At 34.4% G+C, this 15,691-nt stretch carries 16 protein-coding genes; 11 read left to right on the top strand and 5 right to left on the bottom strand.

All coding sequences use genetic code 11. The features are described 5' to 3' along the window. Window positions 1–91: 91 nt before the first annotated feature. The 5 genes from DPQ89_RS01120 (at window position 92) to rapA (ending at window position 4,911) form a co-directional block, all read left to right on the top strand. A complete protein-coding gene (locus tag DPQ89_RS01120) occupies window positions 92–481 on the top strand; it encodes a response regulator (protein WP_127714298.1) in 390 nt (129 codons plus the stop codon). A gap of 86 nt (window positions 482–567) precedes the next feature. Continuing rightward, window positions 568–1,659 carry a ParA family protein gene (locus DPQ89_RS01115; RefSeq protein ID WP_127714296.1) on the top strand — a complete coding sequence of 364 codons (1,092 nt, stop codon included), beginning with the start codon at window positions 568–570 and terminating at the stop codon, window positions 1,657–1,659. Beyond that, complete coding sequence (locus tag DPQ89_RS01110) at window positions 1,650–2,015, top strand: hypothetical protein (protein ID WP_127714294.1); 366 nt, start codon at window positions 1,650–1,652, stop codon at window positions 2,013–2,015. Before DPQ89_RS01115 ends, DPQ89_RS01110 begins: the two co-directional genes overlap by 10 nt. 17 nt (window positions 2,016–2,032) lie before the next feature. After that, window positions 2,033–2,188, top strand: a complete 156-nt coding sequence (locus tag DPQ89_RS18400; RefSeq protein WP_164848208.1) for a hypothetical protein — start codon at window positions 2,033–2,035, stop codon at window positions 2,186–2,188. A 17-nt stretch (window positions 2,189–2,205) separates the two neighbouring features. Further along, window positions 2,206–4,911, top strand: coding sequence for an RNA polymerase-associated protein RapA (rapA, locus tag DPQ89_RS01105; protein WP_127714292.1), 2,706 nt, complete (start codon window positions 2,206–2,208; stop codon window positions 4,909–4,911). Here the strand turns inward: rapA and DPQ89_RS01100 are convergent, their stop codons facing one another. The 3 genes from DPQ89_RS01100 to DPQ89_RS01090 form a co-directional block, all read right to left on the bottom strand. Continuing rightward, window positions 4,912–5,118, bottom strand: coding sequence for a hypothetical protein (locus tag DPQ89_RS01100; RefSeq protein WP_127714290.1), 207 nt, complete (start codon window positions 5,116–5,118; stop codon window positions 4,912–4,914). It abuts the gene before it with no gap. Between the two features lie 79 nt (window positions 5,119–5,197). After that, complete coding sequence (locus DPQ89_RS01095) at window positions 5,198–6,142, bottom strand: HD-GYP domain-containing protein (protein WP_127714288.1); 945 nt, start codon at window positions 6,140–6,142, stop codon at window positions 5,198–5,200. Between the two features lie 89 nt (window positions 6,143–6,231). Further along, window positions 6,232–8,166: a sensor histidine kinase gene (locus DPQ89_RS01090; protein WP_127714286.1), complete on the bottom strand. Its 1,935-nt coding sequence runs from the start codon at window positions 8,164–8,166 to the stop codon at window positions 6,232–6,234. Window positions 8,167–8,221: 55 nt separating this feature from the next. Here DPQ89_RS01090 and DPQ89_RS01085 point away from each other — a divergent pair, with 55 nt between their 5' ends. Continuing rightward, a complete protein-coding gene (locus DPQ89_RS01085; protein WP_127714284.1) occupies window positions 8,222–8,860 on the top strand; it encodes a 2-hydroxychromene-2-carboxylate isomerase in 639 nt (212 codons plus the stop codon). Window positions 8,861–8,869: 9 nt separating this feature from the next. After that, complete coding sequence (locus DPQ89_RS01080) at window positions 8,870–9,433, top strand: peptidylprolyl isomerase (RefSeq protein WP_206611124.1); 564 nt, start codon at window positions 8,870–8,872, stop codon at window positions 9,431–9,433. On the opposite strand, the gene DPQ89_RS01075 is transcribed toward DPQ89_RS01080, so the two are convergent. Continuing rightward, a complete protein-coding gene (locus DPQ89_RS01075; protein WP_127714282.1) occupies window positions 9,434–9,889 on the bottom strand; it encodes a GNAT family N-acetyltransferase in 456 nt (151 codons plus the stop codon). 42 nt (window positions 9,890–9,931) lie between these two features. Between DPQ89_RS01075 and DPQ89_RS01070 the strand changes: the two genes are divergently transcribed. Further along, window positions 9,932–10,951 carry a hypothetical protein gene (locus DPQ89_RS01070; RefSeq protein WP_127714280.1) on the top strand — a complete coding sequence of 340 codons (1,020 nt, stop codon included), beginning with the start codon at window positions 9,932–9,934 and terminating at the stop codon, window positions 10,949–10,951. Here the strand turns inward: DPQ89_RS01070 and DPQ89_RS01065 are convergent. After that, window positions 10,945–11,973: a serine/threonine protein kinase gene (locus DPQ89_RS01065; RefSeq protein ID WP_127714278.1), complete on the bottom strand. Its 1,029-nt coding sequence runs from the start codon at window positions 11,971–11,973 to the stop codon at window positions 10,945–10,947. The two genes, DPQ89_RS01070 and DPQ89_RS01065, sit on opposite strands and share 7 nt — an antisense overlap. Before the next feature lie 139 nt (window positions 11,974–12,112). Here DPQ89_RS01065 and DPQ89_RS01060 point away from each other — a divergent pair, with 139 nt between their 5' ends. From DPQ89_RS01060 to DPQ89_RS01050, 3 genes are read left to right on the top strand one after another with little or no spacing between them, the layout of a single operon-like run. Further along, window positions 12,113–13,945, top strand: a complete 1,833-nt coding sequence (locus DPQ89_RS01060; protein ID WP_127714276.1) for a hypothetical protein — start codon at window positions 12,113–12,115, stop codon at window positions 13,943–13,945. Continuing rightward, window positions 13,942–14,658, top strand: a complete 717-nt coding sequence (locus tag DPQ89_RS01055) for a Type 1 glutamine amidotransferase-like domain-containing protein (RefSeq protein WP_127714274.1) — start codon at window positions 13,942–13,944, stop codon at window positions 14,656–14,658. Before DPQ89_RS01060 ends, DPQ89_RS01055 begins: the two co-directional genes overlap by 4 nt. A gap of 37 nt (window positions 14,659–14,695) precedes the next feature. Then, complete coding sequence (locus DPQ89_RS01050) at window positions 14,696–15,691, top strand: glycosyltransferase family 4 protein (protein WP_127714272.1); 996 nt, start codon at window positions 14,696–14,698, stop codon at window positions 15,689–15,691.

Raw genomic sequence — 15,691 nt, 5'->3', positions numbered from 1 at the left:
CTATTATCTATTATATAGAGATATTGTCCTGCACTCTATTTTTTACTTCGTAACTGTTAAAATTCTATTACGCATTAGCTAAGGAGTTTAAATGCAAAAGAGAATTTTACTCATTGATGATGAATTGGATCTTTTAGAGTTAATGAAAGAAAGCTTGGTGAAGCTTGGACACTCAGTTGATTGTTTAACAGATCCACTACAAGCACTTAGAAAGTTCTATGATGAATCAAGTTTATACTCCTGCGTTATAATAGATTATCAATTACCTCGAATGGATGGTGTTGAGCTTGCTTTGCATATGATGGAGATTCTGCCCAATATACCAATTATTTTAACTACTGGGTATGCTGATGAGAGAATTCATTATCTACTTAGTAAGCATCGTAATATTTTGCTTCTCGAAAAACCATTTAAGTTAAATGAGCTGGTCTTCTTGATGACACAGGTTGTTGGAAGAGGCAATTTAAGGGTATCGGCTTAAAATTATTGCATAAATCATAACCAAACTTTGACACTCCACTTCTTTGTTTTCTATAATTTTATATAACTCAAAACAGGAAGATAAGAGTGAACGAGACATACTATTCTCTCAAAAAAGTTGCTGCCATGTTTGGTGGTCAACACCTCAAGGAAGATATTACTAGATTAGAACAGTCTGGTGAGATAGGCGCTCAGGTAAAGTTTAGATCAGGGGCCCTTTATCGTAAGGGGTTCAGCTCTAACGATATTTCTAAGATCGGCGAAAAACTAGGCTTTTTTAAAACATTTAATTCTCCCACTAGTCTTTGTGTATTTACGACTAAAGGTGGCGTGTTAAAAAGCACTTTAGCTTTAAACTTAGCGCGAACAGCTGCACTTCATGGTTTAAAAACTTGTGTTGTTGGGCTTGATATTCAAGGTGACGTAACAACAGCTTTAGGCTTTGACGATGGTCTTGAAGACTCTGCAGATCTCAATTATATTCTTGAAAAGCTCAATAGAACTAAGGGGCTTTCAGATATATTTAATAACAGTATTCGTTTAAACGAGGCCATCGTGCCAACGGATTTGGAAAATCTTTTCCTTATTCCTGAGACACCAGAGCTTGTTGCACTCAATGACTCCTTAAGTAATATAAATCGTCGAGAGTTTTGGCTTAAAGAGAAAGTTATTGATCCACTAAAGCAACACTTCGACTTAGTTATAATGGACTGCTCACCAAATTGGAATAAGCTAACAACCAATGCTTTAGTTGCATGTGATGCTCTTATTTCTCCATTAGAGTGCAAAATAAATAACTTTAGAAACTTTAAAGTATTCTCTAAATTTTTAGAGGAATTTAAACAAGAAATGAGACTTGATTTCGAATCAATTTTTGTTCCAACAAGATACAGTTTAAACAGAAAATTAAGCCAAGATATTTTAAGTTGGTATAGAGAAAATGTTGATGGCTGCATTGACGGAGCAATTAGAGAAGGTGTTTCAGGTGAAGAAGCTACGGCCTTGAATAAGAGCTTTATAGAGCATTGCCCAGGTAAGCCGGCATCAAATGAAATTATTGAAGTTCTTAGTGAAGTTCATAGAAGAATTGAAGAGTCGATTAGTAGAAGAACTCCCGAAGCTGCATCTTGGCAGTACAGTCGAAATCAGGCTAACCCACAGGAGAGTTCATGGCGTTAAGACTTAATGATGTTCGCTCTAAAAATAAGAATCAATCTGATGCTATCAAAGAAGTTAATGAAAATAGGGTCCTAAGACCTTGGGAAGGATTTGATCGACTTGGAGCACAGACTCGAACAATAAGCGCCAGAGAAGCAGTAAAAAAGGCTAGAGAAAAGGTTGAGTCCAACAATGATTTGGTTCAAAAACTACGGCAGGGCTTTGTTGAGTTAGAAGAATCTCGTAAATGGGATGAGGAAGTGGATCAAAAAGAGCTTCATCTAGACCAAGAGATCAAAGAGCTAACTAGCGAAATGAAGAAAATTAATACTCGCCCTGGAGTTATTACTTTCTTTAAAGAAATGTTTAAATCCTAAATAAATATAGAGGAATTATGGGGAAGAATAAAGTTCGCAAAAAACGTAAAGTTAGTCCAGTAAATCATCCACCGACTGAGTCAGAACTCAAGCAAGGAAAGAAGAATCTTTACATTCTTCTGGCAATGATTGTTGCAGGTATTGGAATAATATTCTATGGTCTGGGTCTTTAAGTACCTGGAGATAACAAATGAAAGATTTTAATTTAGGCCAACGCTGGATCAGTGAAGCTGAACCAGAACTAGGTCTTGGTGTCATCAATGACCTAACAGATAAAACAGTCTCCGTTTTATTCAGTGCAAGTGCGGTAGAGAGAAACTACGGAATAAAAACTTGTCCTCTGAAGAGAGTTTTATTTTGTGAAGGCGATGAAATATTAGTAGAAAATGGACAAAAACTGACTGTTGATAAAGTTCAGCAAGAAAATGGTTTGGCATTCTACCTTTGTGGAGAGCAGATTATTTCAGAATTAGATATTTCTGATTTGATGACGTTTAATAAGCCACAAGATAAGCTTTTTAATGGACTAGTATCTCCGCTAGATCACTTTCAGTTAAGATACGACACTTTAATTCATAGAAATGATTATAGTTGCTTAAATGTTAAAGGACTTCTAGGTCCAAGAGTTAGCTTGATTCCTCATCAGCTATATGTGGCCAAAGAAGTTTATAATAGGCCCATTCCTCGTGTTCTTCTGGCCGATGAGGTTGGGCTTGGTAAAACGATTGAAGCTGGGATGATTATTCATCAGCTTTTAACGTCTAAGAGGGCCAATAGAATTCTAATTATGGTTCCTGATTCACTTGTTTATCAGTGGTTTATTGAGCTTCATAGAAAGTTTGCTCTATCTTTTACCGTGATTAATCAAGAAACTACTTTAGAAGAAGGTACTAATCCTTTCATAGACAATGAAATTATGATTGTATCTACGGGATTACTGAAAGGAGCGCAAACAGCTCGAGAACTACTTGATCAAGCTGAGTTTGATGTTTTAGTTGTTGATGAAGCCCATCACTTAAAATGGAGTGAACAAGAAGCTTCAATTGAATATCAAGTTGTCGAGAAGGTTGCAGCTAGAACACCTGGCCTACTTCTTTTAACAGCAACTCCTGAGCAGTTAGGGTTACAAGGACACTTTAGTCGCTTAAAGCTCTTAGATGCGGATAGGTTTTTCTCTTATGAAAAATTTATTAAAGAGCATGAAAGTTTTGAGCACTTTGCTGGAATTGTAAAAAAGCTTGAGTCTGGTGTTGCTCTTGATATTGATGATAAGGAAATGTTAGGTGATATAGATATTGATGCAAGCTTAGATAAAGATACAATCATTTCGCAGCTTCTTGATAGACATGGAACAGGTCGGATTTATATTCGTAACACAAGAGAAAAAATGAAGGAAGTCTTCGACTTTTTTCCTAAAAGAATTCTAAAAGAAGATATTATTGAATTAGATGCCAAGACTGATAATTACGACGTTAACGTTTTCAGATCAAAAGCATTTTGGCTATTAGAAGAGCTTCAGAGATTAAATGGTAATAAGGCCTTACTTATTTGTAAGTCAAAGGCAAAGGTTCTCGCACTAGAGACGTTTATAAGAGAGAATGCTGTTAATATTTCTACAGCTGTATTTCACTCTGACTTATCTTTAATGGCAAGAGATAGACAGGCCGCTTTCTTTGCAGATGCTGAGGGGGCTCAAATCTTGTTATGTACAGAGATTGGTTCGGAGGGGAGAAATTTCGAATTTGCCTCTCACTTAGTACTCTTCGATCTCCCTTCTAATCCAGATTATCTAGAGCAACGAATTGGTCGACTTGATCGAATCGGTCAAAAAAGAGATATCCAAATACATGTTCCACTTGTTAAGGACTCACCAGAGCACCATCTTTTTAGATGGTATAACGAAGGCTTTAGCGCCTTTTCTCTTTCTGCTAAGTGTGGAGGTACGTTGTATCGCAAGTTTAGAGAAAGAGTTGAAGCCCTTAGTAGTGAAACAATAGAAGAATTAATCTCAGATACTAAGAAAGAGTATGAGATTGTAATGAAAGAACTTGAAGATGGAAGAGATATCCTTATAGAGAAAAACTCTTATAAAGAAGATGTTGCTCTTAGTTTAAGAAAAGAAATAAGAGCTATTGATAACTCTAAAGAACTAAGAGAGTTTCTTGACATTGTTTTTCATCACCTTGGAGTTGATTCTGAAGACCTTGGTGAAGATGTTCTCTTTGTTCGTCCAACGGATAATATGCTTCTTCCTCACTTTCCAGGCCTTAATAAAGATGGACAGACGTTTACTTTTAATAGGCAAATTGCTCTTGAAAGAGAGGAATTTGGCTTTTTAAATTGGGATCATCCACTAGTTCAAGGTATTAGTGATCTTATTCTTAGTGAAGGTTTAGGTTCGGTAAGTGTAGCACAAAGAAAGATTTCAAAAGGTTCGAAAGGATTCTTTGAGTGCTTCTATGTTTTAGAAACAGTTCATAATCAAGAGTTAGAGTCATCTAAATTCTTTCCTCCAACAATAATTAGAGTCCTACTTGATACTAAAGGAGAAGACTTTAGCGAAAAGTGGCCAAAAGAAATGCTTGATAGCAAAATTGAAACGGCTTCACGAGAAAATATCCTGAGAGTTACGAAGTTCCCTAAGGACGGTGTTCTAAAGGTTATTTCCAAAGCAGGGGAGCTTGCTAAGAGTAAGTCGCTGACTATAAAAGCACGATTTGAAGAAAATATGCTTAATCAGTTGAATGAACAAGAAGAGAGACTGACTTACTTAAAGAAAGTTAATCCTTCAATACGTGATGAAGAGATTGAATGGGTAAGAATGCAACGAGAAGAACTTCAGAAAATTCTTTCTATTGCTGAGCTTCGCCTCGATAGTTTTAGAGTGATTGTTTAATTATTTTGAAAAGTTCTTGATATCATTTTCAGTAAAACATTGTTCAATTAAAGGCCCTTGAGTTGCCTTTAATTGGGCCATAGTTGTACCTAAAATTAGCGCTTTTAAAGACTTCTGGCATCTTTGCTGAGTATAGTGAATATCCATAGCTTGGCAATTATTGTCAAATAGATGTGACTCTCTTTGATAACCCTTGAATTTTTTCATAGATAGTTCTTCACATTCGTCTAATGTATAGACTTTCTTAGAACAAGAAAAAAATAGTACCGTTAAGATGATTAGAAACTTAGAGGTCAAGAAGACCTTCCTCAGTTAGAACACCTTTAAATTTATTTAATAAATCAAGCTCGAAATTTCCAAGTTCTTCTATAAGAATTTCTTTTATTACTTCTTTAGGTGTCATCTCTGTAGTGATACACATTTTGTCATAAATATTAACAAGTGAGAGAATGTATTCACTTTGAGAAAGTTGTGTTTTCTTATTCGGTCCATCTCCAGACTTCACTTCCTCATGGTTTAAAATCAGATTCATGGTCTTCTTATTCACATATGGCTTTTCAGCGAGTACGGCCATGCAGTCTTTTACATGGGCTCCATAGAGAAGTCTTTCATCAGGCTTTAGATCCTTTCTATTCTTTTTGAATAAGTCCCTGGCCTCTTGGTCCATTTGCATGAGACCGATATCATGAAGTAGTCCAGCAACAGCAATTTCATCAAGTTCTTCTTCACTAAGGTTCATTTTTTGACCAAGCTTCATTGAAAGTGCACTTACGTTTAATGAATGTTTAATTAAGAGGTCTTCCTCTTCAACCTTTTTGCCAAAAATCTCTTTAAGGGCTTCTGGGTTATCACTAATACACTGTCTAAGACTTCTTGCCGCGTTCTCAGTCATTTTGTAAGAAGTCTCACTTTCAGGGTCTTTTTGCATACGCTCAACAGCTGTCCCACAAACTCCCTCTACTAGGTTTACTTTCTCTTCGGTCGTAGCTGTTTCAGAGTTCATTGTTTCATTTAATAAGGCATCCAAAAACTTTTGATAGTTCATCTCATCAGATTCATCAATATAGAACTTTGCAATCTTTTGCTTTTTTAATTTTCCATATTTCTCTTCTTCGATTTCGCTGCCTCTATTTGCATAAATAATATATTGATCTTTGAAAAATATAAATAAATCGAAAGTTAGTTCTCGACTTGGTTTTACAGTTCTGATTCGTAAAGGAGTGTACGCCATGGGATTCCTATTCACTTTTTAAGGTTCAATATATTTTAAAGTCTTATCGTAAATATGCTAGTTATTTTTAGAATTTTTGAATTGAGCAATTAACTCAAGCTTGGAAAGGTTAGAGTTATTTTTGTTCCGGAAGAGTTAGTTTTCTCATGTTTTTCTTGAGATTCGATTTCAATATGTCCTCCAAAGCGTCCCATGTAGTTGGATATTAATCTTAATCCATTTCCCGTTCCTTCTTCGCCACTTGTTCCAGGTGTTGTATTAATAGATTTATATCTTAAAAAGTTGTTAATATTTTCTTTAGATATCCCAATACCGCTATCTGAGACTACTATTGATTTTGTTGAGTTTGTCTCGTAAGAAGAAAATAAAATTTTAGAATTTTCGTAAGAGAATTTGATGGAGTTAGACATTAGGTTATTTATAATGTGATTTAATAATATAGTAGGCTCACTATAAACCTCGAATGCAGGATCTATATTATTTTCTAAGGAGATAGACTTTTCGCTCAACTTATCTTGAAATATAAATCTAGAGTCTTCAATGGTTTTATATACATTTACATCTGATAAATTTATTGGACTTTTCTCATTCTCAATTAACTCAGCTCTAACGTTGTGTAAAATATTACTTATATTTTGTGAAGCCCTATCTATTTTTTCCCAAGTTTCGATCTTGTTAACAAGATTCGGATCTCTTTTAATTTTTCGACTAAACCCAGTTATAACAAAGAGGGAGTTTGATATGTCATGAGATAAAACTCGAGACAGTCTTAGAAATTTTTGATGTAGAACTGACTCTTGCTTAACTTTGTCGTTAATTTTATCAATATAAGCAATTTTATAAGCTAGACCTAGGGCAATTATGATGACCTCTAAAAGGTTGCCTATTAGTAGAGAGTTTTTTGTAAATATATTTACAGGTAGAAGTCCTAGGTTCATAGAAAACCAAATTCCAGCACCTATAAATATAAAAATAAATGAGCCTAGATAGAACTTGGCCATGATAACTTTTTTCTTTAGACATAGAAGGGTTGTAACTAAGATAAGAAGAAGTGTTAAGGCTAAAGTTAAGTCAATTGTTATTCCAAGAATATTAGAATACTTTGTAAAAAAAGGTGTGAAGACAATTGAAATATGCAGGAGTATGAAAATAAATGCGAATTTATAATAGCGTAGTGCCGTGGGGAGATTGTGTTTAATTTTTAAAAAATTGAGAGAGAAAATTGAAGTAAACAATATTGCCAATGCTGATGATAGAAGAACATATTTTGAAAAGTTGAAGTTCTTGGGCATGAAAAAGTAATCTAGAGCTCCATTCAGATTAAGAACTAATGATGAGATACCTACGCAAAGAAAGAAATATAGAAGATAAATAATATCTTTAGTAAAAAACCATATGAGCAAGTTGTATAAAGCGATTGCTAAAACCGCTCCAAAGTAGAAGTAAAGAAATAGCTTCTTACTATCATCTTCCTTTTTAAAGGTTTCCTCATCTGCTAGGAAAATTTTAGTATCTAATCTATGTTTAGAGGTTCTTTTTATGTAATATGTTAATTTTTCATTAGGGAGGATTGATAAATAAAAAGCAGGAACTAAAGATTTTACTTTTCTAAATGCATAGCTTACTGAATTACCGTTTTGTTCTTGATGAACTAGCGTCCCATTATCATTTATTACAAATAGTTCGAGTTTTCCTGATAATGTGCTGTCTAGATACAAGTATCTTTTAAGTTCTTTATCAGTATCGTTATAGAGTGTGAATTTCACCCAAAGAGCAGATTTGGTGTATTCTTGCTTTAGCTCAGCTTTGTTATTTACTTGAAACTTCTTTGCCGAATTATAAACTTCTGTAAATAATACATTTGAGTCAGTTTGAATCTTCTCGACATGTTGAGTTAAATCAATTCTTCTGTCGCTGACTTTTTCGCTGAGATTGGAAACATATCCATACGCATCATTAATTTCTACACAGAAAATGATTGAAATGAGTAGTCGAATAAATTGAACATGTATAAACTTAACCATAGTCTTTTTTACTCTACTATATAAAGAACTAAATGAATATCATCTAGGTTACAGCATGGACTTTTATTTTGACTTTTTATCTCCATATTCTTACTTAGCATTTCAGTGGTTAAAGAAGAATAAGGTCTTACTTGATGGTCTATCTATTGAGCTAAACTTCGTGCCTGTGACCATGGCAAAAATTATTCATTCACATGAAACGAAAGGCCCTGCCGAAATTGAAACGAAGAGAAATTATCTCTTTCGAGATTGCTTGAGATATAGTGCTGTTAACAAGATTGACTTTGTTGCCCCAAAGTCTCTTCCATTCAATTCGTTATATGCTCTAAGACTTGTTCTTGCAGTTAATGAACCAGGTGACAGATTTAAAATGATTGACTCTCTTTTTAGTGCAAGCTGGGGGAGTGGAAAAGATATTAGTGATGAGTTTGAGTTGAAGTCTATTTTGGAAGAGGCAGGCTTTAGTACCGATCTGCTAGAAATGACAACTTCTAAAGATATTAGAAGGATTCTTAAAACGAATGTTAATGGTGCTATCGATAGAGGAGTTTTTGGTGTACCAACGTTCTTCTATAAAGATGAACTTTTTTGGGGGAATGACTCAACTAAGTATTTGGAACTTGCTATCGCAGGTAAGGATCCAATGGATAAAGATAAATATAATAACTTTTTAAATAATCACCCATTTAACTAAAGGATAAAGATGAAAGTATTAATTGCCTTAATTCTTGCAATGACAACGCTTACTACATTTGCTGCTAAGAAACGTACTACTGTAGTAATGGAAACGACTAAAGGGAATATCGAAATTGAGCTATTCGAAGATAGTGCGCCAATCTCTTCAAAGAACTTTTTAAGCTACGTAGATAGCAAGTTCTATGAAGGAACTATTTTTCATAGAGTTATTGATAACTTTATGATTCAAGGTGGTGGATATGATTCAAAATTAGTTGAAAAGAAGACGATGCCTGCCATCAAGAATGAAGCAACTAATAGAATTAGTAACTCTACTGGCACTATTGCAATGGCCAGAACTTCTTCGGTCAATTCAGCTACTAGTCAGTTTTTTATCAATGTTAATAATAATACTTTTCTAGATCACAGAAGCTCAGATCCAAGAGAGTTTGGTTATGCTGTTTTTGGTAAGGTTACTAAGGGAATGAGTGTTGTTAATGTAATCAAAAAAGCTGCAAAGTCTCCTAAGGGAGCACACACAGACCTCCCTGCTGAAACAATTATGATTAAGAAAGTATACGTTAAGAAATAATTACTTTAACCACTCGAAAAGCTCATAGTGTTCATTAGACATACCAATCTTATGATATACACTCTGGGCCTTCGTGTTGGATTTATCTACATATAGTCTAAGACCTGCAAGGTCTTCGTCCTTTACGACAATATCCTTTAAGTATTCATACATTGTTCTAAAGACTTTTTGAGAGCGCATTTCTTTGATTATGTAAACTGAGTGTATCCATTTGACGGTTTTGCAGCGCCAATCACTCCATTCATTTACAGTAAGAAGAGAGCCAATAATTTCTTGGTTAGAATTAAGGGCCACGTAATATATTCCCTTCGTAGAGTCTTCGAAGACTGCCGTAACTCCTCTTGTAACAGTTTCTTTATCTAACTCTAAATTCTCTGTTTCCATTGCCATCGCAACTTGAAAATCGACAATTTTATGTAAATGTTCACCAATATTTGCTTTTAAAACTTTAAACATTTCTCATCCTAGTTAATAATAAGCTTAGCAAAGGTTATAGAAATGAGAAATAAAGAATTAGATAAAATATGGAATGGACACTGGAGGAACTCTATTTTGGAGTCTTCAAAGATGAAGTACCATCTCAAAGAAATAGAGCCTTCTATTTCTTCTCCTCTGGATATTTTACATTTTTATATACTGTCTAATCTTTACAACTATTCTATTAAGGATCGAAATGAAAGTGAGGTTAAAATAATCTCTTTTTTTAGAGAGGGGACCTTTACTGCTAGTGAACTTTATTTAATCTATTTCTATAAACATGCCTTTTCAGAAGCATTTCACATAACTCTAGATGCTACTATAGATCGAGATCTCTCTAAAGTTTGGAACTTTGCTGGACTTAGCACAAACTTTTCTAATTTTTCAAGGAATCATTGGCGTTCATTAAAACAATTCATGGCGCAAAGAGAGGGGGTTAAGCTCGTTCTCTTCCTTAGGAGGGATAGAAAGTATATTGGTCAGATGGTGCTGCTAAACTCAGATGGCAGTATAAAGAAAAATTGGAATCTTCCCGCACTATGTAAAGGAAGGGCGAATAAGCCTTTTTATGTTTCTAATGGTCAAACTCCATGTGGAATTTACCAAGTAGATTCTGTTATGCCTGAAGCTAATGAAAAAAAACTATTCGGCAATAATCGAAGACTGAAGCTTGAGTTTGTTAATCGAGAGATTATCGAAGAGCAATTTGATGAATTACTTCTTGAGCATCATTTTTGGAAAGAGGCGATTATTGCGCAAGCGCGAGGAAGATCCTTGCTTAGGATTCATGGAACAGGACTTAAAAATAAGAATTTTTTAAGTAGTCATTACCCTCATGTCACAACATCAGGTTGTATTTCAATGAGAGAGACTTCTAAAGAAGATCATCAAAGAGAGCTACTAGATACTTTGATGAATAGCTTAGGTTTAGAACAAAATTTTTCTAATGAAGTCCATATCAGTGGCACTTTAGCTGTTATTGAACTAGATGAATCTGCTAGCTCTGTTGAGCTTAAGGATATCGTAGAGCTAGATCAGTAGTATGGGGTTTCAGCTAATGATTGTTCAATGATTCTCAATTGGTTTGTTAGGTCTTGAATTTGAATATCCCAGTAATGATGTTCAGCAAACTGTGGGAAATGTAACTTAAATGCTGGGTCTTCCCATCTTTTGGAGATCCAAGTACTGAAGTGAATGAAACGAAGAGTTCTTAACGGTTCTATAAGTTTTAATTGTTCTCTAGCGAATGGTCTCATTGTTTCATAGGCCTCAAGTAGAATCTCTCTATCTTGTCTGGCTTCATTGTCAATTCCTGGAATGGCCAGCCATATATCTTGAACTTCAGGCCCCATGACCATGTCATCGAAGTCTATCAGATGAAGAGCTGTTTCGTCTCTTCTAATTATATTTCCAATATGACAATCGCCATGAAGGCGAATAAATTTATCTTTCTTAAAAAGTGGAGAACTAATTGCGCAAATCTTTTCAACCAGTGACTTATAGCTCTGCTCTAAATGAGGTGGAATGACTTTCTTATCCAGAAGATACTCAAGGTTTTTCAATCCGTAGTTTTGAGGTGTTATTTCGAGTCTGTGCTCGGCTTTCTTGGAGGCCCCAATATTGTGAAGTCGTGCTAAAGTTCTTCCAAGAATCTCAAGATCATCAATATTCATCTCATCAGGTGCTCTTCCTCCTTTTTTAGGAAAAACACAGTAGTAAAGACCTGAATTTTCATCGAGAAATAAAGTCTCTCCATTAAAACTCATTGGAGCAATGACGGGAATCTCTTCTTCATCTAACTCTTGAAGAAACTTATGCTCATCTAAAATTTGTTCTTTTGACCATCTTCCAGGTCTATAAAATTTAGCGATCACAGAATGTTCTGAAATATTATCCGAATTACTATAAATCTCAATTTCATAAACACGATTTTCCATCGAATTCATGACCATTGTTCTACCTGTTGTCTCTAGACCTAGATTATCTATGGCATCTAGTATTTGATCAGGGCCTAATTGGTAAAAGAATTGGGTTTCTTTGTCGCCCCACATTTTTTGTGACATTTCAGGACCTTATATTTCTGATTAATAAAGTTGGTTTTTTGAGTACTTGGTCATTATAGAGCATAAAACGGAAAAAAACACCGATAAAGATGATCGTTTCACTAAGCTTGATATAATTGTGGTGTGGAGCTTATTAATTATGACAAGATTAAAAAAACAACCTAAAGAAGAAAAAGTCGAATTCAGCTATTCAAAGTTTAAGTCTATAGATGGCAGGCATCCTTTGCAAAAAGAGGTTCCTGATTCAACTCTTAACTATAAGGCACGAACAAGAAAGGGTGGGAAGGTGGCCTTCTTTAACTTTGATCTTGCAAAAGAGATGGGTCTAATACCTAAGAGTCATCCAAATGAATTGACTCCCGAACTTGAAGAAGAGATCTTACATACATTTAGCCTTGTCATTATTAATGAGTATGATGAAATAAATGAAATCTCATACCCTGAAGATGAGGTTCGCCCTCATGAATATATGGCGACAAGATATTTACAATTACAGCATCCTAATAAACAAGGAAAGACTTCTGGCGATGGAAGAAGTATTTGGAATGGACAGGTTAAGCACAGAGGTAAGACTTGGGATATCTCTAGTGCTGGGACGGGTGCAACGGCCTTAAGTCCTGCCACTCATATTTATGGAAAATATTGGAAAACTGGGGACCCTACTATCTCCTACGGTTGTGGTTATTCTGAAATCGATGAAGGAATGGGAACACTCTTTTTTAGTGAGATTTTTAATAAGAATAATTTAGAGACAGAAAGAGTTCTAGGCATAATAGAGTTTAAAAAAGGTATTTCGATCAATATTAGGGCCCAACAAAATCTTCTTCGACCTTCTCATATGTTTAATTATTTGAAGCAAGGTGATTATGAAAATTTGAAAAGTATCGTGAATTTCTATATTGATCGTGAAATAGGAAATGGAAATTTCAATGATGCTCCAAAGAGTGCTAAGAAGCGCTATGATTATTTTCTAGAAAAACAAACTGAAATATTTGCTAAAATGAGCGCTAAGTTAGAGGATGAGTATATATTCTGTTGGCTTGATTGGGATGGTGATAATATCCTGATGAATGGTGGAATTATTGACTATGGATCTATTAGACAGTTTGGTCTGTTTCATAGTGAGTATCGTTATGATGATGTTGAAAGATATTCGACAACGATACTAGAACAAAAGAATAAGGCCAAGTATACAGTTCAATGTTTCGCTCAAATTGTAGACTACTTAAAAACTAAAGAGAGAAAATCGGTTAAAGACTTCTCAAAAGATAAATCACTTGAAAAATTTGATCAAATTTTTCAAAAATCAAAGTACGAAAACCTCCTTTTGAAAATAGGCTTTACCGATGAGCAAAAAGAGTATCTTCTAAAGAATCATCTTGATTTAGTCGAAAGTTTTTCAAAGTGTTTTGTTTATTTTGAAAGAGCAAAATCTAAAGTAGGGATTCATGAAGTTGCTGATGGTATCAATTGGTCAGCAATTTTTTGTATGCGAGATATTCTAAGAGAGCTGCCTCAGTTGCTGCTAGTTAGAAAAGAAAAGCTGAATTATGATGAATTTTTAGAGGTCATTAAGTCTTCTTACGCTACGGAAAGAGACTTAAGGCTCAATTCTCATCGAAAGAAAATGATTAATGATTTTCAAAATTACTATATCGAGCTATGTCAGGTTGTATCCAAGACAGAGTCTTATACATATGAAAAGTTGTTATTAGAGTTAACAATGAGGTCTAGTGTTATTAATAAATATGATCGTGTTACAGGTGACTCTGTCGCAACAATTGTTGATAAAATATTACAGTATAGACCGAAGCTAAAGCCTAAGCAGCTCTATTCTCTTTTAGAGAAGTTTTGTGAATATCAAAACTTTGATCCAGAAAAATGTATAGGCACTCCTAAACCAGATAAGGTACAATCGAAGTTTATGAATAATATGTTAAAAATAGTTAGAGATTATAGAGAGGGGCTGTGAAGTTAGTCTTTTATTCTGGCGGATGCTCGCAAGATAATTTTGAACTTGATAAAATTACCCTTGATCTCTGTAAAAAAGAAAATCCAAGAATGACTTTCATACCTTCTTGGTCGTATGAGTCAGAGTATGACTTTCGAAACTTTGTTGATCAATATAGTAGGCATGGTATAACACAATTTTTACATTTTCCTGTTGATATTCCCTATGATGAAATTCTTTTTAAAGAGGCATTTAAAAGTGATATTATTCATCTTGATGGAGGAAATACATATTATTTTTTAAAGTCTTTACGAAAAAAGGGAATGCTTAAGCTATTGAAAGAGTTTGTTGCAAATGGTGGAATACTGACTGGCCTTAGTGCAGGGGCCATTATTATGACTCCAAATATTTCAACAGCAGGATTTCCTGAGTTCGATAGAGATGATAATGACGTTAATATTAGTAATTTTAAAGCAATGAACTTGGTCAAATTTGAGTTTTTTCCTCATTATAGAAATTCTAGTCGCTATGATAAGGACCTGGTTCAGCATTCTCGAAAAATTAATATACCAATATATGCTCTACCAGACGGAAGTGGCATTATTATTGAAGACCATACCATTAAGTTCCACGGTCCTGCTTACTGTTTCTTTAATGGTCAAAAAATCATGATCAATTCCAAGTTTCCATTAAAAAACTACTCTTCTTTTGAAAATGATATAATTCGAATTTAGAAGCTGTTATACTATTATAAATTTTAAATGGATTTAAATGAAAGTTTTAATAGTCACACCTTTTAAGAACTTCCCTGGAGGGGTAGAAAGTTACAATCAATTGATTGAGTCAATTTTAATTAAGAATGGCCATGAAGTTGAATACTTAACTACAGATGGAGAAGTCTCGACACTTCTAAGACTTAAATCTAAGGTTTTTGGATTACCAACAATCACAGCAAATAGATTTTGTAATATAGATTCGTCTATATATGATCTGATTATTTGTAATGGAGAGTTTAATCTTGGGATTGAACATCCAAATGTCATCAATATTTTTCATGGCTCTTACATTGGTCTTAGAGATTTTACGAAATCTCAAATTTCTTTGAAGTACTATTTAAGTCTTACTTGGCAGGGAGCACTTCAGGTTAAAGACTGTGCAAATAAGAAGATAGTAACCGTTTCACAGTTCAATGCTTCGCAACTTAGAAAGCAAAATATTATCGTTAGCTCAATATTACTTAACCCCGTTGACACTTCTAAATTTAAACCTGTTGACCATATTGATAGGAGTGGGATTTTGAATGTCGGGACCTTTAAAGAGTGGGTAAAAGGCTTTGATTTACTTAAAAAACTCAGCTTTATCAGAGATGATTTGACTTGTGTAACAGATATAAGACCTGATTTTAACTGTCGCTGGATTGAGTCAACTCCTGATCTTGATATTGTAAATATATATCAATCCCATAAAATTGTCGTTATTCCTAGTCGATTTGAATCAGCTTCTCTTGTTGCTTTAGAGGCGATGGCATGTGGTGTACCAATTGTAATGAATCGAGTTGGATATGCATTTGAGTTGGAAAAGGAAATAGAAGACTTTGTTATGTCGCCTGAAGACTTAAATGATGGGCAAAAGTATCATGATAGGATTGAAAAGATATTATCAAATTATGATTTCTACAGCACTAAGGCCAGAGAGTATGTCATGCAGTATCATAGTCTGGAAGTCTTTGAGAAAAACTTCTGTAAGCTAGTGAATGATAGCAAGTAG

This window comes from Halobacteriovorax sp. HLS, assembly GCF_004006665.1.
Lineage (GTDB): Bacteria > Bdellovibrionota > Bacteriovoracia > Bacteriovoracales > Bacteriovoracaceae > Halobacteriovorax.
The sequence above is the reverse complement of the archived record's forward strand: the minus strand, read 5'-3'. Positions and strand labels throughout refer to the sequence as shown.